This is a genomic window from Pseudomonas sp. P1.8 (assembly GCF_001269805.1).
Classification (GTDB): domain Bacteria; phylum Pseudomonadota; class Gammaproteobacteria; order Pseudomonadales; family Pseudomonadaceae; genus Aquipseudomonas.
On the sequence record NZ_LHVM01000016.1, the window covers coordinates 489,487 to 505,481 of the forward strand.

The following is a 15,995-nucleotide window of genomic DNA, read 5'->3' on the forward strand; positions in this document are numbered from 1 at the left end:
ATACTCACCCGACGATTGTTTGTTTTGTTGTGTTCGAAGGCAGTACGGCAAAACGAGAAACGATTGCTTGTGTTTTTTTTTAGAAATTAGGACCAGTATCAAAAGATGTCAACGCATTTCTTCCAGCCTGACGATGGGCCGGCGCATGGCATAAGATGAGCACCTGAGCCCGACAGCGGATCACCACGAGAAAAGACGCTTGAGCACGACAGCCGAAAAAAAACCGCGCACCAATCACCTGGAACTGGCCCGCCGTATCCTCGAACACACTCAGGAAAGCGGACTGGTTGCCGGGGACCCGGTGGCCGAGCAGGCCCTGGCCCGCACTTTTCAGGTCTCGCGCACACTGATTCGCGGTGCACTGAAAGTGCTGCTGGAAGAAAACCTGCTGAGCCACGAAGCCGGCAAGGGCTACCGATTGCTGACCTCCCCGACAGGCCAGGCATTCAACGCGACCCTGCCACAAGCCGCAGAAGAAGAACTGGCCGCCTCGGTATTGCGTGATCGCATGGCCGGACGGCTGGGTGACAGCATCAGCATCAGCGAACTGATGCGCCGCTACGACATCGGCCGGCCAGCGGCGCAAAAAGCCCTCCAGCAATTGAGCGAAAGCCAGGCCATCGAGCGCGGCCCCGGCCAGTCCTGGCTGTTTCGCCCGTCGCTGAACAGCCTGGCCGCCCTTGAGGAAAGCCTGAAATTCCGCTTGATTCTGGAGCCCGAAGCGCTGCTCAGCCCAAGCTTCACTGCCGACCCGCAACGCCTGAGCCTGTTGCGCAGTGCCTCGCAAAGCCTGCTCGCCAGCCCCGTAGAAGATTTCGACATCCAGCAATTTCGCGAGCTGGACATCAGCTTCCACGAACTGTTGGCCCAGAGCTGCGGCAACCGCTTCATCAGCGACGCTCTGCTCCAGCATCAAAGCCTGCGGCGCCTGCCGAATTTGCTGCCCTCGGTCAGCGTGCACCGCCTGCAGGAAGCCCTGCGCGAGCACCTGCAAATCATCGCGCACATCGAGCGCGGGCAGATGGAGATCGCCGCCGACCTGCTGCGCCTGCACCTGCGCCTGAGCGCCGCGCAACGCCCGCAAACCGCCAACCGTGGCATCCCGCAAAGTCATCATTTGGGGCGCCGTTAAGCACCTCGTAAAAACATGATGATTTTTTTTTGAAAATAAGACAGCATCCAAAACACCTTCAGGAGCGGCGGGTCTGACCCGCCATGGACAGTCCCTCGCCATGCAAAAACAAAAACTGATCGCCCTGTTTCCGGAAGCCAGTTTCGGCGCGGCCCTGAACTGCATTGGTATCGCTCAGTCGCTGCGTGAGCTGGGCGCCAGGCCGGTGTTCATCTGCCATGAGCATTTTCAGGGGCTGTTCGCCGAATACGGTTTCGACGAATACCCGATTCCACAAGTGAGCCCATTGTCGGCGGCGGAACATCAGCATTACTGGGAGCGCTTCATCGAACGCAGCATTCCCTACTTCGACCAGACCCCATTGGCGCAGATCGACAGCTATGTCGCGCCGGCCTGGGAAGCGATCATCGACACCGCGATCGAAGCGGAAAAACCCTTGCAGCAGTTGCTCAGCCGCCTGAAACCGGACGTCATCGTGCTCGACAACGTGGTGATGTTCCCGGCCATCGCCAACGCGGGTTGCCCTTGGGTGCGCGTGGTGTCCTGCGCCGAAACCGAACTGCCGGATGCCAACGTTCCGCCGTACCTGTCCGGCTGCCTGACCCGTGACACCGCATCCTGCGAACGCTACACCGAGCAATATCTCAAGGCTGTCGCGCCGGCCCATGAACGCTTTTCGCATTTTCTCCTGAGCAACAATACGGCGCCCTGTCCTGCGGGACAGTTCCTCACTGACTCGCCATGGCTCAACCTGCTGCTGTCACCGACGCCAGTACGCTATGCACGCCAGCAACCGCTCGATCCGCAGCGTTACGTCTACCTCGATGGTTGCGTACGACGAGAAGCGCCCTACATCGTCCCGGACTTTCCACGGTACAACGACGCGCCGCTGATTTATCTCAGCTTCGGCAGCCTCGGCGCCGCCGATACCGGGATGATGAAGCGCCTGATCAACACAATCGAAACCTTGCCATACCGTTTCCTGGTCAACGTCGGCGCCTACCGCGACATGTACACCACCGTGCCGGACAACGTGTACCTCGACAGCTGGTTTGCCCAACCGGCAGTGCTCAAGGAGTGCGATGTGTTCATTCATCACGGTGGCAACAACAGCTTCTGCGAGGCGCTGTATTTCGGTTTGCCGTCGCTGATCATTCCCTATTGCTGGGACGGCCACGACAACGCCGCCCGCGCCGGGGAAGTCGGCGTCGGTCGCTATCTTCCACGGTTCGCCGATCCCTTGGCCGCACTGCCCGCCGCCCTCGAACAGCTGCTGAGCGACCAACCGATGAAACAACGCCTCAAATCGTTCAGCGAGCGCATGCAGGCAACACGCGGCACCGACATTGCCGCGCGCGCCATTCTTGACCTCTAGCCAAAACAACAAAAAACCGTCGGGCAACCGAACGCAATCGTCGCTGCCCGACACACCGCCGGAGTTTCAGCATGAATGTCCCATCGCGTTTCGATGCGCTTGACCGTGCCCTGCCTCACCCCTTCTGGCAGGACACCGTGACACCGCCGCCCGCCGCGCCCTCCGTCAGCGGGTCGGTATCGTTCGATCTGGTGGTGGTCGGCGGTGGATTCACCGGATTGTGGACCGCCCTGCTGGCGCGCCAACGCAACCCCGGGCTGAGTATCGCAATTGTCGAGGCACGGCATTGCGGCGGTGAGGCCAGCGGGCGCAACGGTGGTTTTTGCGCGCCGAGCATTTCCCACGGGGTGTCCAACGCGCTCAAGCGCTGGCCCGATGAAGCCGGGCAACTGATCCGCCTGGGCCGGCAGAACCTCGATGAACTGGCTGCCGACCTGCAACGCTACGGCATGAACGTCGAGTTCGAACGCCACGGCAAACTCAACGTCGCCAGCCAGCCCTGGCAGGTCGATGGCCTGCGCTCGATGCAACGCAACTACGCCCGTTTCGGCATTGATTGCCAGTGGCACGAAGGCAGCGATCTGACACACAAGCTCGACTCCCCGGCGTACACGGCCGGTCTGTTCGAACCCAACTACGCCCTGCTCAACCCGGCAAAAATGGCCGCTGAACTGCGCAGGGTTTGCCTTGAGCAAGGCATTCAATTGTTCGAAAACAGTCCGGTGCTGCAACTGGATGCCGGCAACGACGGCCTGCGCTTGCGCACTGCCGATGCAGAAGTGATCGCTGGACAAGTCGCCCTCGCCACCAATATCGCCCCGCCGTTGCTCGGGCATTTGGCCTCAACGGTGATTCCGGTCTACGACTACTCACTGGTTACCGAGCCGCTGAGCGATGCACAACTGGCCGCCATCGGCTGGACCGGGCGCTACGGTATCGCCGATTCCGGCAACCAGTTCCACTACCTGCGCAAAACCGCCGACAACCGGATTCTCTGGGCCGGTTACGACGCTATCTACCATTTCGGCGCGCGCCGCGACGAAGCGCTGACCCAACGCCCGCAAAGCTTCCAGCGGCTGGCCGAACAGTTTCAGCAGACCTTTCCCGCCCTGCATGATGTGCGCTTCAGCCATGCCTGGGGCGGCATCATCGACACCTCGGCACGCACCACGATGTTCACCGGTTGCGAGCACCAGGGCCGCGTCGCCTATGCGTTGGGCTTCACCGGGCAAGGCGTGTCCGCCAGTCGCTTCGCCGCGCTGAACATGCTCGACCTGTTGGCTGGCGAGCGCACTGAACGAACCGAACTGTGGATGACCTCCAAGGCACCGTTCCGCTTTCCACCTGAACCCTTGCGCTACGTCGGCGTGAAACTGGCCCAGCGTTCATTAGCGCGGGAGGACCGTGACGGTCACCGCAACTTGCTGCTCAAGACCTTCGATGCCTTTGGCATCGGCTTCGATTCCTGACCCGGAGAACCCCATGTCCACAGCCCTGCCCCGGCACGTCATCGACTTCGCCAGCGACCTTGTCCCCCGTGAAACCGAGATCAACGACCCGGCCGTGGTCGACGTGCCTTACCACAGCAGGAGTTGGCGGCACTTTGTCCAGCCCGAGAAAAACGCGGTGGCCGGCCTCTGGGAAGCCGGCCCGCATCTGGAGCGCTGTCAGTGCGATTACGATGAGCTTTGCCACATCCTCGAAGGTACGGTGCGCCTGACCGACGCCGAGGGTGTCAGCCGCACCTTCACAGCAGGCGATTCGTTTGTGGTGGCCAGTGGTTTCAATGGCACGTGGGAAAACCTCACGCCGGTGCGCAAGGTGTATTTCATTCTCGGGTGACAGGTCACTCAGACGACTGGCGTACCTGATTACGCCCGTTGCGCTTGGCCTGATACAGCGCGTCATCGGCGCGGGTCAGCAGGCTTTCCGGATAGTCGCCGGGCTGAGCGTGGGCCACGCCGAATGAAGCGGTGATGGTGTCCAGCACGGTGTTGGTGCCTCGGGCCTTGACCCGCAGCGACTGGATCTTCAAGCGCAACCGCTCGGCGAAAGCCGCCGCGCTGGCCAGATCCTGGCAATCGTTGAGCACCACGCAGAACTCTTCACCGCCGTATCGCGCTGCAATCGCTTCGGCTGGCAGCGCCTCGCGCAACACGTGGGCGACGTGCTGCAGAACCCGGTCGCCCAGCGGATGGCCGTATTGATCATTGAACTGCTTGAAGTGGTCGATATCCAGTATCACCAGTGCAACGCCTTTGGGCGCTTTGCTCAATGCCTGCTCCAGCTTGCGATTGAAGGTGGCGCGGTTGAACAGTTCGGTCAGGCCATCGAGCGTTGCCGCCAGCTGCGCACGCTCGAGCTTGTCGCGCAGGGTTTTGATTTCATGCTGCGCCGATTGCAATTGCGCGAGGAAATGTTCCTGCTGACCCTGCATGAGCCGGGTGCTCTGCTGCAACTGGATCAGAATGCTTGGCAAGCGCTCGCTCGCAGGCTCTTCGAGCATTTGCAGGAATTGGCCAAGGCTGGCCTGGAAGTTCTGGTTGCCCTTCACGCTGCGCGATACATCGCGCTCCATGTCGTCGACCAGGTTGATCGCTTCCTGCTGCCCGGAGCGGGCGTCCGCCAGCTCATCGCGAATGATGTATTCGCGAAACAGCCTGGTGGCGGACTCTGGCGGGAAGTAATCGAAATCGTTGAGCACCCGGTCCAGATGCCGATTGAGCTCGGGTTCCTGGCCTTTGCTGTAGGTGTACCAGAGCGCGTAGTGCACCGGATTGGGCGCAATGTTGTGACGAACCATCAGCGGCACTGCCTGCTTGAGCAATGCCGCCGCCTCTCGGGAGTCTTCTGGATACAGCGCTAGAACAGTCGCACGCGTCTCGGATTGGCTCATGGCTTCACTGTGGTTGTTTATCATTGGCGTTTGCAAACTCGCTGAGCATAACCATACGCCCGACAAACGGCCATCCCGACTTGCACCACAATTCAATCCGATTGGTTTTTTATGGCGCCGACTCAGTTCCCCGGCGTGTCAGTCAACCAGGATGTTGATGCTGACGACCTCATCGCGGGCAGGCCCGTTCCCACAGGGTCCCATGTTGCTACACGACCGTCGTATCAGCGCGCAGCCCAGGCGTTGAAGCGCTGTTCAAGCTCCTCGCCATGGTCGACCCAGAACTCGGCATCCACGGCACGGGCACCGGCCAGGTTGGCTTCGGCGGTCGGCAGTTGTTCCTGCACGTCCTTGGGCAGCAACGGCAGGGTCTGGCGATGCACCGGGCCGTACGGGATGGTTTGCGAAAAGACTTTTTGCGTTTGCGGCTGGCTGGCAAATGCGATGAAGTCTTCGGCCAGTGCCTTGTTCGGCGTGCCCTTGACCACCGCCCAGTATTCCGGGTCGTACAGGCTTTGCGGCCAGACGATGCTCAGTTCCATGCCTTCCTTTTGCGCCGAGGCGATCCGGCCGTTGTAGGCCGCGCTCATCACCACGTCGCCGGCAATCAGCCACTGCGCCGGTTGGGCACCCGCCTCCCACCACTGGATATTCGGCTTGATCTGGTCGAGCTTGGCGAAAGCCCGCGTCACGCCTTGCGGGGTATTCAGGACCTTGTAGATGTCGTCCGCTTTGACACCGTCAGCCAGCAAAGCAATTTCCAGCGTGTACTTGGCGCTCTTGCGCAAACCGCGCTTGCCCGGGAAGTCAGCCACGTTCCAGAAGTCCGCCCAGGATTGCGGCGCCTTGGCCTGTTTGCTCTGGTCATAGGCCATGACCATTGACCAGACATAGGTCGCCACCCCGCATTCGGTCAGCGCACCGGGCACGAAATTCGCGGCATCTCCAAAGCGCCCTGCGTCCAGCTTCTCGAACAAGCCTTCCTCGCAACCGCGCAACAGCTCCGGGCTTTCGACTTCGACCACGTCCCAACTGGTGTGACCGGCCGAGACCATCGCCTTGATCTTCGACAATTCGCCGTTGTACTCACCGGCCACGATGTTGCCTGCGCCGCTGGCGTTGAAGGGCTGGAAATAGGCCTTATCCTGGGCCTGTTTGGTGGCACCGCCGAAGGAAATCACCGTAAGGCTCTGGGGCGCCGCGAGCACACTGCCGCTCAACAGCGCCAGGGCAAACGGAACACTGTAACGCAAGGATCTGGACATGGATCGCTTCCTCGGGCCTGGTCGACCCATTGTTGTTATCTGTCGTTGTGCTCACTCAAAAACGTTGCGAGGCGATCCATCAGGAGGTCACACGCGGCCATCTGTTCGACGCTGACAAATTCATCGGGCTTGTGCCCCTGGTCCATGCTGCCGGGACCGCAGACCACCGAAGGAATGCCGGCCTGATCGAACAGCCCGCCTTCGGTGCCAAACGCGACCGTGCTGAAGTCATCGCTGCCGCACAGTTGCGCAATCAAACGGGCCGCCGCGCTGTCGGCAGGTGTTGCCAGCCCCGGATAGGCGCAGATCTTTTCAAAGCGAATCGAGGTGTCGGCTTTTACCGCCTGCATCGCCGGCAGCAAGGTTTGCTCGGCATAGGTTTGCAGTTCATCGGCGACCGCTTGCGGGGCAAAGTCCGGCAAGGCGCGCACTTCGAAATCAAAGCGGCAGTTCTCGGGCACGATGTTCAATGCCGTCCCACCGTTTATCACGCCGACCTGCACCGTCGAATACGCCGGATCGAAGCGCTCGTCGTGATGCTGCGGTTGCGCCAGGCGTGTGCCGATTTCACCCAACCGACCGATCAGCCGAGCAGCCTGCTCGATGGCGTTCACCCCATAAGGCGCGTAGGCCGAATGGCACGGCGCACCGTGAACATGGCAACGCATCGCCAGTTTGCCCTTGTGCCCGAGCACCGGTTTGAGCTCGGTCGGCTCGCCGATCAAACACATGGCCGGTGCCGGAATGCGCTGGGGCAGCACTTGCAGCAAGCTGCGCACACCGAGGCAGCCGACCTCCTCGTCGTAGGAAAACGCCAGATGCACAGGGCGCTTCAAAGGGCTGGCGAGAAACATCGGCACGGCCGCCAGGACAGACGCCAGATACCCTTTCATATCGGCGGTGCCGCGCCCGAACAACTTGCCATTCGCCTCGCTCAGGCTGAACGGTTCAACCGTCCATGCCTGACCGTCCACCGGGACCACGTCGGTGTGCCCGGACAGCACGATGCCACCGACCACCCTCGGGCCGACCGTGGCCAACAGGTTGGCCTTGGTCCGCTCGGTGTTGTAGATCAGTTCGCAATCCACACCCAGTTCGTGCAGGTAGTCACGCACGTATTCGATCAGCGCCAGGTTCGAATCACGGCTGACCGTGGCGAACCCGATCAACCGCGCAAGCATGGCGCGGCTGCGCAACTCACTCATCGCCGGGCACTCCATAGCTCGGTGCCAGGGTCGGATTGAGGGCGCGGGTCAGGTAATCCTGAAGCTGCGGCTCGTAGGCTTTCCACAGTTTGCCCAGCTCGCCAATCGGATTTTCCTCGGCCCAGTCCACACGCAGGTCGACGATTGGCCAGGTCAGGTCACCCACCACCGACATGGCTGCCGAGTGCACCGCACCGGCTTCACCACCAGCGTCTTGCCCGGCCTGCAAAGCGTTCATCAGCCGGGTGGCAAGACAGCCTTCGCTGTTTTCGAAGGCCGCGACCATCGCCTCGATCACCCCACTGTTGGCCAGCAAGTTGCCGGCCGCCACGCATTGGTCACCGGCCACGGCGTTATTGATGCCCAACGCCTGATTGCCGCTGAACACCGCCGTACGACCCTGGGCATCGACCACTGCCACCTGCCGATACTGGCTGTAGCCGTTACGGGTCAACGAGTGGTCCAGCGCCTGGGGCGGCGCAGAGCCGCTGGCCAGTTCATCGAGGATCTGCGGGCCGAGGGCCGGCAGCGTGATGTTCTGGCTCGACACTGCGCCGACACCGGCCCGCAACCAAGGGCAACGCGCGCCAACGGCAATGCTCGAAGAGCTGATGGCAATGCCCAGCTGGCCGGTTTCGGCGCAGCGACCCACGATGGAAAAAGTCATGGCCAATTCCTTATTCAGGGATAACAGCGATCACATCGATTTCCATCAGCCACTGCGGCTGGCCAAGGGCGCTGACCACCAGCCCGGTGGAAATCGGGAACACGCCCTTGAGCCACTTGCCGACTTCCTGGTACACCGGCTCGCGGTAGCGCGGGTCGATCAGGTAGGTGGTGGTCTTGACGATGTGGCTCAGGTCGCTGCCCGCCTCCTCCAGCAATTGCTTGACGTTGCGCATGGCCTGCTCGGCCTGGGCGCGTGGATCACCAAGACCCACCAGTTGACCGTTGAAGTCGGTGCCGACCTGACCGCGCACATACACCGTGTTGCCGGCGCGCACGGCCTGGCACAGGTCGTTGTCGAGCGTCTGGTTCGGGTAGGTGTCTTTGGTATTGAACATGCGGATGCGGGTATGAGTAGGCATCAACGAACTCCCATGAGGCTGGCTTTCTGAACAGGGGCGGCGGCTTGGCGCTGGGTCGCATCCCGATAGTCGAGATAGGTGTGCTGCTTAACGATGTGGTCGGCGATGTGCTTGGCGTCGTGCCAAACGCCCCAGATAAACGCGGAACCGCGACGGGATTGCCATGGCAGGCCAACGAAATACACGCCTGACTCGGAGGACACACCGCGCTGATGCTGTGGCTTGCCGTTGTCCTTGAAGGCGTCGACTTTCAGCCAGCTGTAATCGGTGGAGTAACCGGTAGCCCAGATGATGGTGGTGACGCCGGCCTTGAGCAGGTCCAGTTCAAGGATTGGATGGGTCACACAGTCCGGGTCCGCCAGCATGGCGCGGGCTTCAGGCTCCAGCGGCAGGTCGAGGCCGTTGCGTTCGATGTAGGCATCGGCCTTGTCGAGCAGCGCCAGGTAGTTTTCATCGCCACGTTCAATGTTGTCGGCGAGGTTGTCTTCGAAACTCACCACAGCGCCGTTGAACGACTGGGTCAGGCCGACCAGGGTCATGCCTTGATGGGCCAGGCGACGGAAGTCCACGGTGTGCCCGCCACGGGCACCGCTCACAGCGATAGTCACGTGTTCCTTGCCCGGCTGCATGGCTTCGGCATCCCACTCGCCGAGCACGCCCAGCCACCAGCAAAAATCGCGGTTGCGATAGGCACGAGGCGGACGATCGTGCGCGCCGACCGACAGGTAGACCTGCTTGCCGGAACGTTGCAGTTCATCGGCGATCTGCACGCCCGATGAACCGGCGCCGATCACCAGTACCGCACCTTCGGTCAGTTGCTGCGGGTTGTAATATTGCGCCGAGTGAATCTGGGTGATGCCGGCGATTTCAGGCGCAATCGGCGGAATGGCCGGACGCTGGAACGGACCAGTGGCGACCACCACGTGCCGGGCCTCGATCACGCCATCGGAGGTTTCAACCGTAAAACCTGGGCGGTCGGCATTGCGTTCCACTTTCTTGACTTCAACACCGGTGCGGATCGGCGCGTTGAACTTGCGGGCATAGGCTTCGAAGTACGCAGCCACCTGCTCTTTGCCGGCGAAGGCATCCGGGTCCAGACCGTCAAATTCCAGCCCCGGAAAGCGGTCGTGCCATGCAGGGCCGTTGGCCACCAGCGAATCCCAGCGACCGGTGCGCCAGGCTTCGGCGATACGATTGCGCTCCACAACGAGGTGAGGCACACCGAGCTTGCTCAGGTGTTCACTCATGGCCACGCCGGCCTGGCCGGCGCCCACTACAAGCGTATCAATTTCGGTCTTGTCTACTGTCATGGCTGTGCACTTCTGAAAGGTGGTTTGATTCAGGTCGGTCATGGCTGCCGCCTCGATTCTGATCACTGTTGTTCTTCTGCTGCGGCTATCGGTGTCTGGGTGTTGGCCGCATTCTGTTCGGAGCCGGGGATTAGCGAAATTATGTTTTTTGTGGTCGCTGGCGAGGAAAAAGCGTCGAGCCGACCGGTCGGCTGTGCGAGGTTGCGGGTGGCCGGATCCCGGCCTATGGTCCTAGCGATGCAATGCCGGCGATTGACGCCTGATGGCACAGCGCCGGCCAAGTCCACCCAGTGCGAATTTGCGCAAGGAAGTGACGCCATGCCTGACAACGCTCGCCCCGCCGTGCTCGAACTCATCGGCAACACGCCATTGGTGCGCGTCAGCCGATTCGATACCGGCCCCTGCACGCTGTTTCTCAAACTCGAATCGCAGAACCCTGGCGGTTCGATCAAAGACCGTATCGGTCTGGCGATGATCGATGCCGCCGAACGCGATGGTCGCCTCAGGCCCGGTGGCACCATCGTCGAAGCCACCGCCGGCAACACCGGGCTGGGCCTGGCCCTGGTCGGCCGCGCCAAGGGCTACCGCGTGGTACTGGTGGTGCCGGACAAGATGTCCACCGAGAAGGTCTTGCACCTCAAGGCCATGGGCGCCGAGGTGCACATCACCCGCTCCGACGTCGGCAAGGGCCATCCCGAGTATTACCAGGACGTCGCGGCGCGGCTGGCCGCGGACATTCCCGATGCGTTCTTCGCCGACCAGTTCAACAACCCCGCCAACCCGCTGGCCCACGAATGCAGCACGGCGCCCGAAATCTGGGCGCAAACCCAGCATGATGTGGACGCTATCGTCGTCGGTGTCGGATCGGCCGGCACCCTCACCGGGCTGACCCGTTTTTTCAAACGCGTGCAACCGGATCTGGAAATGGTCCTGGCCGACCCGGTCGGTTCGGTGATGGCCGAATACAGCCGTGGCGGCACCCTCCCCACCCCCGGTTCCTGGGCGGTGGAAGGCATTGGCGAAGACTTCATTCCGTCGATTGCCGACCTGTCCAGCGTGCGCCACGCCTATTCGATCAGCGACGAAGAAAGCTTTGATCACGCCCGACAACTGTTGCGCGCCGAAGGCATTCTCGGCGGCTCGTCGACCGGCACCTTGCTGGCGGCGGCGTTGCGTTACTGCCGAGAACAGACCGAGCCGAAACGGGTGGTGAGCTTCGTCTGCGATACCGGTACGCGTTACCTGTCCAAGGTCTACAACGACCAGTGGATGAACGATCAGGGCCTGCTGCAACGCAAGCACTACGGCGACCTGCGCGATTTGATCGCGCGACGCTTCGAGGATGGCCGGGTGATCAGCGTCGGCCCCGACGACACCCTGCTCACCGCGTTCCAGCGCATGCGCCTGGCCGATGTCTCGCAACTGCCGGTATTGATCAAGGGGCAGCAACTGGTCGGCGTGATCGACGAATCCGACATCCTGCTGGGCGTGCATGAAGACGTTGCGCACTTTCGCAAGACCGTGTCGAGCGCCATGACCGATAAGCTGCAGACTTTGTCCCCCGACGCCACGCTGGCTGAACTGGAAGCCGAGCTGGGCCGTGGTCTGGTGGCGATCATCCAGGACGCCTCAGGTTTCCACGGCCTGATCACCCGAACCGACATGCTCAACCATTTGCGGAGATCACTGCCATGAGCCAACAGGACAACGAAGCCCCGGCACAGCGTTTCGCCACCCGGGTGATTCACGCCGGGCAAGCGCCGGACCCGTCCACCGGGGCGCTGATGCCGCCGATCTACGCCAACTCCACCTACCTGCAACAGAGCCCCGGGGTGCACAAGGGCCTGGACTACGGGCGTTCGCACAACCCGACGCGCTGGGCGCTGGAACGTTGTGTGGCCGACCTCGAGGGCGGCACCCGGGGCTTCGCGTTTGCCTCGGGGCTGGCGAGCATTTCCACCGTGCTCGAATTGCTCGAAGCCGGCTCACACATCGTCTCGGGCAACGACCTGTACGGCGGCACCTTCCGCCTGTTCGACAAGGTGCGCCAGCGCAGCGCCGGACACCGTTTCAGCTTCGTCGACCTGACCGACCTGGCGGCGTTCGAAGCCTCCCTGCAAGACGACACCCGCATGGTCATGGTCGAGACCCCGAGCAATCCGCTGCTGCGCCTCACCGACCTCGCCGCCATCGCCCGCACCTGCCGCGCCCGCGGCATCATCTGCGTGGCCGACAACACCTTCGCCAGCCCGTGGATCCAGCGCCCGCTGGAGCTGGGTTTCGACATCGTGCTGCACTCGACCACCAAATACCTCAACGGTCACTCCGACGTGATCGGCGGCATCGCCGTGGTCGGGCAGAACGCCGAACTGGCCGAGCGCCTGGGCTTCCTGCAAAACGCCGTCGGCGCCATCGCCGGCCCGTTCGACGCCTTCCTCACCCTGCGCGGGGTGAAAACCCTGGCCCTGCGCATGGAACGGCATTGCAGCAACGCAATGGAGCTGGCGCAGTGGCTGGAGCGCCAACCGCAAGTCTCGCGGGTTTACTACCCCGGCCTGCCCTCGCACCCGCAACACGAACTGGCGCAACGGCAAATGCGCGGTTTCGGCGGAATGATCTCCCTTGACCTCAACAGTGACCTGGCCGGAGCCAAGCGCTTCCTTGAGAGCGTGCAGATCTTCGCTCTGGCCGAAAGCCTCGGCGGCGTGGAAAGCCTGATCGAACACCCGGCGATCATGACCCACGCCACCATCCCGGCCGATACCCGCGCAGAACTGGGAATTGGTGATGGCTTGGTGCGGTTGTCGGTGGGGGTTGAGGATGTCGAGGACTTGAGGGCTGATCTGGCGCAGGCGTTGGCGCGGATGTAAGCCACCTTTTTAAGGTTCAAAGCTGTTCTTTGTGGGCCTGAGCGCCCACAAAGATCCTGCGCCGATGACAAAACCCCACGCAAATCTGGCACCCACAACCAACCACATGGCATGCGCGCAAACATCCCTCGCAGCACCTCGGGCGTAGTATCGAAGCCGACCTCGGGGCACAAACCCGTTCCCGGGCGCCCTGCAATGCAACGCTGAACCCCTCCATTTCTCACTAAAACAATAAATCGACCTTCGGGTCGCGGGAGACTTCTGTGCTCAAGAAAAGTGCGCTGGGCTGGCCAAAGATCGCCGGCCTTGGAATTGCGTTAGTGGTGGCCGGGCAGTTTTCCGGCTGGAACTTCGGCCTGATGGCCGGTGGCTGGTTGAATATGCTGATCGCCACGCTGTTGATGGCGCTGCTGTGCGGTGGACTGGCGTTGTGCGTGGCGGAACTGTCCACGGCATTGCCCAGTGCGGGCGGCGTGTTTGTGTACGCGCAAAGTGCCTTCGGACCGTTCGTGGGCTACCTGGTTGGCGTGGCCTGTGCGATAGCGCTGACCATCGGCACTGGCGCTGCCGCGACGTTTATCTGCGCTTACACCGAGTCGATTTTCGGGCTCGGCGGTTGGCCGGTGAAGATCGCCCTGTTCGCCGTGATCATCGGCATCCACATGCGTGGCGTTGGTGAGGCCATGGGCCTGACGTTCATTGCCGGCGTCATCGCCGTGGTCGCCTTGCTCACATTTGGCGCAGCCATGGCGCCCCATGTCGAACTGGCCAACTTGCTCAAATTGCCTGCCAATGTGGCAACTCCGGTCAGCCTCGGCGGCGTCTTCGCTTGCGTGCCGTTCGCCATCTGGCTGTTCATCACCGTCGAGCAAACCGGTTCGGCGGCCGAGGAAGCACACAACCCCGGTCGCACCATGCCCCGTGGCATTCTCGCAGCCATCAGCACCTTGCTGGTGACCGCGCTGGTGGTACTGGTCTGTGCACCGGGTGCCGGTGGCGTCGAGTTGGTGGGTTCGGCGGGCGACCCGTTGTACGCGGCAATGTCCAGCAACAGTGCCTTCGGTGAAGGTTCGTGGCTGGCCAAGGTGATTGGCTGCGGCGCGGTGTTCGGTCTGATCGCGACCTTCTTCTCGCTGGTCTACGCCGCCTCCCGTCAACTGTTCGCGATGGCCCGCGACGGCCTGTTCCCGCAATGGATGGGCAAGACCGGCAAGCGTGGCACGCCTTATCCGGCCCTGCTGCTGATTGGTGGGATTGGTTTGCCATTGTCGGCGGTCGACCCGGCCACCGTCATGCTCGCCGTGGTCCTGCTGCTCAACGTTTGCTACCTGTTCATTTTTGGCGCGTACCTGCACATCAAGCGCAACCAACCACGCCTGCCCCGCCCGTTCACCCTGGTCGGCGGCAAGCTGGTCGCCTGGCTCGGCCTGGCGCTGACGCTGGTGGTGATCGCCGCCTGTTTCCAGCTCGACATGCTGATGCTGATCGCCCTGGCCGTGACCTTCACCCTGTGCATTTTCAACTTCCTGCTGCGCGCCCGTCGCACCACCGTCACCGAGATTCCAGACCATGCCTGAAGACACCCTGCTGCAACGCCGCCATCGCGTACTCGGCAGCGCTTCGCCACTGTTCTACGACAATCCCTTGCACCTGGTGCGCGGCGAAGGCGTGTGGCTGTTCGACGTCGATGGCCGCCGCTACCTCGACGTTTACAACAACGTGCCCTGCGTCGGTCACTGCCACCCCCATGTGACCGAGGCCATGCACCGCCAGGCCACCACGCTGAACATCCACACCCGCTACCTGGATGAACAAGTGGTGCGTTACGCCGAGCGCCTGACCGCAACCTTCGCAGCACCGCTGGACACCGCGATGTTCACCTGCACCGGCAGCGAAGCCAACGAACTGGCGCTGCGTCTGGCGCGGTTCACCAGTGGCGGCACCGGCATCATCGTCAGCGACTACAACTACCACGGTAACTCGGCGTCGCTGGCGCAGGTCACCACCGCCCTGCCCTCGCCGGAACCCTTCGCCGCCCATGCCCGAGCGGTGCCGATTCCATGCCTGTACCACGCACCGGCCGGCACCACTGAAGCACAGTTGGCGCAGGAATACGCGGCCAACATCGCGGCGGCTATCGCGTCGATGCAGGCCCAGGGCATTCGCCCGGCCGCGCTGCTGATCGATACCCTGTTCGCCAACGAAGGCCTGCCACGGGTGCCTGCGAGTTTCGTCAACAAGGCTGCCGCGCTGATTCGTGCAGCGGGCGGTTTGTTCATCGCCGACGAAGTGCAGTCCGGTTTCGGTCGCACCGGCGATCACCTGTGGGGTCATCAGGCCCACGGCGTGGTGCCGGACATCGTCACCCTCGGCAAGCCCATGGGTAACGGTTATCCGCTGGCCGGCCTGATCACCCACAAGGCCTTGGTCGAATCGTTCGGCCGCCACGCCATGTACTTCAACACCTTCGGCGGCTCGCCTGTCGCAGCAGCGGTCGGCATGGCGGTGCTGGATGTGATCGAAGAACAGCAATTGCTGCACAACGCACAAAGCGTCGGCGCTTATGTGCAGCAACGCCTGCAAGTCCTGGCCGCAAAACATTCGATCATTGGCGATGTGCGCGGCAAGGGACTGTTCTTTGCCATGGAGTTGGTACGCGACCACGCCAGCAAGGACCCGGCCGGACTGGAGGCGCGCAAGGTGGTCAACGACATGCGCGAGAACGGTGTGTTGATCAGCAAAATCGGCGCCGGCGACAACATCCTCAAGTTGCGCCCGCCACTGGTCTTCAGTCGCGAAAACGCCGATCTGTTTGTCGACACCCTGGACCACGCCCTGAGCGCCATTTGAGACT

Annotated in this window: 14 protein-coding genes; 8 read left to right on the forward strand and 6 right to left on the reverse strand. The window is 62.3% G+C overall.

Going from position 1 to position 15,995, the window contains the following annotated elements:
- Nucleotides 1-199 precede the first annotated feature (199 nt).
- The 4 genes from AD668_RS18765 to AD668_RS18780 all read left to right on the forward strand — a co-directional run bounded on the left by AD668_RS18765 (nt 200) and on the right by AD668_RS18780 (nt 4,349).
- On the forward strand, nt 200-1,132 hold the full coding sequence (locus AD668_RS18765; protein ID WP_053161131.1) for a GntR family transcriptional regulator: 933 nt from the start codon (nt 200-202) through the stop codon (nt 1,130-1,132).
- Between the two features lie 100 nt (nt 1,133-1,232).
- Nucleotides 1,233-2,507 carry a glycosyltransferase gene (locus tag AD668_RS18770; RefSeq protein ID WP_053161133.1) on the forward strand — a complete coding sequence of 425 codons (1,275 nt, stop codon included), beginning with the start codon at nt 1,233-1,235 and terminating at the stop codon, nt 2,505-2,507.
- A gap of 71 nt (nt 2,508-2,578) precedes the next feature.
- Nucleotides 2,579-3,976: an FAD-binding oxidoreductase gene (locus AD668_RS18775; RefSeq protein WP_053161134.1), complete on the forward strand. Its 1,398-nt coding sequence runs from the start codon at nt 2,579-2,581 to the stop codon at nt 3,974-3,976.
- A gap of 13 nt (nt 3,977-3,989) precedes the next feature.
- On the forward strand, nt 3,990-4,349 hold the full coding sequence (locus AD668_RS18780; RefSeq protein WP_053161136.1) for a cupin domain-containing protein: 360 nt from the start codon (nt 3,990-3,992) through the stop codon (nt 4,347-4,349).
- Between the two features lie 4 nt (nt 4,350-4,353).
- Here AD668_RS18780 and AD668_RS18785 read toward each other — a convergent pair whose 3' ends face one another.
- The 6 genes from AD668_RS18785 to AD668_RS18810 all read right to left on the reverse strand — a co-directional run bounded on the left by AD668_RS18785 (nt 4,354) and on the right by AD668_RS18810 (nt 10,313).
- Entirely contained in the window at nt 4,354-5,403 is a 1,050-nt protein-coding gene (locus tag AD668_RS18785; protein ID WP_156322369.1) for a GGDEF domain-containing protein, read from the reverse strand.
- Nucleotides 5,404-5,627: 224 nt separating this feature from the next.
- Entirely contained in the window at nt 5,628-6,668 is a 1,041-nt protein-coding gene (locus AD668_RS18790) for an ABC transporter substrate-binding protein (RefSeq protein ID WP_053161140.1), read from the reverse strand.
- Between the two features lie 35 nt (nt 6,669-6,703).
- Nucleotides 6,704-7,873, reverse strand: coding sequence for an acetylornithine deacetylase (gene argE, locus AD668_RS18795; protein ID WP_053161142.1), 1,170 nt, complete (start codon nt 7,871-7,873; stop codon nt 6,704-6,706).
- Nucleotides 7,866-8,540, reverse strand: a complete 675-nt coding sequence (locus tag AD668_RS18800) for a DUF1028 domain-containing protein (RefSeq protein ID WP_053161143.1) — start codon at nt 8,538-8,540, stop codon at nt 7,866-7,868. The genes argE and AD668_RS18800 overlap by 8 nt, the downstream gene beginning before the upstream one ends.
- A gap of 10 nt (nt 8,541-8,550) precedes the next feature.
- Nucleotides 8,551-8,961, reverse strand: coding sequence for a RidA family protein (locus tag AD668_RS18805; protein WP_003201555.1), 411 nt, complete (start codon nt 8,959-8,961; stop codon nt 8,551-8,553).
- Nucleotides 8,961-10,313 carry an NAD(P)/FAD-dependent oxidoreductase gene (locus AD668_RS18810; protein WP_172681838.1) on the reverse strand — a complete coding sequence of 451 codons (1,353 nt, stop codon included), beginning with the start codon at nt 10,311-10,313 and terminating at the stop codon, nt 8,961-8,963. The genes AD668_RS18805 and AD668_RS18810 overlap by 1 nt, the downstream gene beginning before the upstream one ends.
- Before the next feature lie 276 nt (nt 10,314-10,589).
- On the opposite strand from AD668_RS18810, the gene AD668_RS18815 reads away from it, so the two are divergent.
- The 4 genes from AD668_RS18815 (at nt 10,590) to AD668_RS18830 (ending at nt 15,991) form a co-directional block, all read left to right on the forward strand.
- On the forward strand, nt 10,590-11,966 hold the full coding sequence (locus AD668_RS18815) for a pyridoxal-phosphate dependent enzyme (RefSeq protein ID WP_053161145.1): 1,377 nt from the start codon (nt 10,590-10,592) through the stop codon (nt 11,964-11,966).
- A complete protein-coding gene (locus AD668_RS18820) occupies nt 11,963-13,141 on the forward strand; it encodes a PLP-dependent aspartate aminotransferase family protein (protein WP_053161147.1) in 1,179 nt (392 codons plus the stop codon). Before AD668_RS18815 ends, AD668_RS18820 begins: the two co-directional genes overlap by 4 nt.
- Before the next feature lie 263 nt (nt 13,142-13,404).
- Entirely contained in the window at nt 13,405-14,718 is a 1,314-nt protein-coding gene (locus tag AD668_RS18825; RefSeq protein ID WP_053161149.1) for an amino acid permease, read from the forward strand.
- Nucleotides 14,711-15,991 carry an aspartate aminotransferase family protein gene (locus AD668_RS18830; RefSeq protein ID WP_053161151.1) on the forward strand — a complete coding sequence of 427 codons (1,281 nt, stop codon included), beginning with the start codon at nt 14,711-14,713 and terminating at the stop codon, nt 15,989-15,991. Before AD668_RS18825 ends, AD668_RS18830 begins: the two co-directional genes overlap by 8 nt.
- Nucleotides 15,992-15,995: the final 4 nt, after the last annotated feature.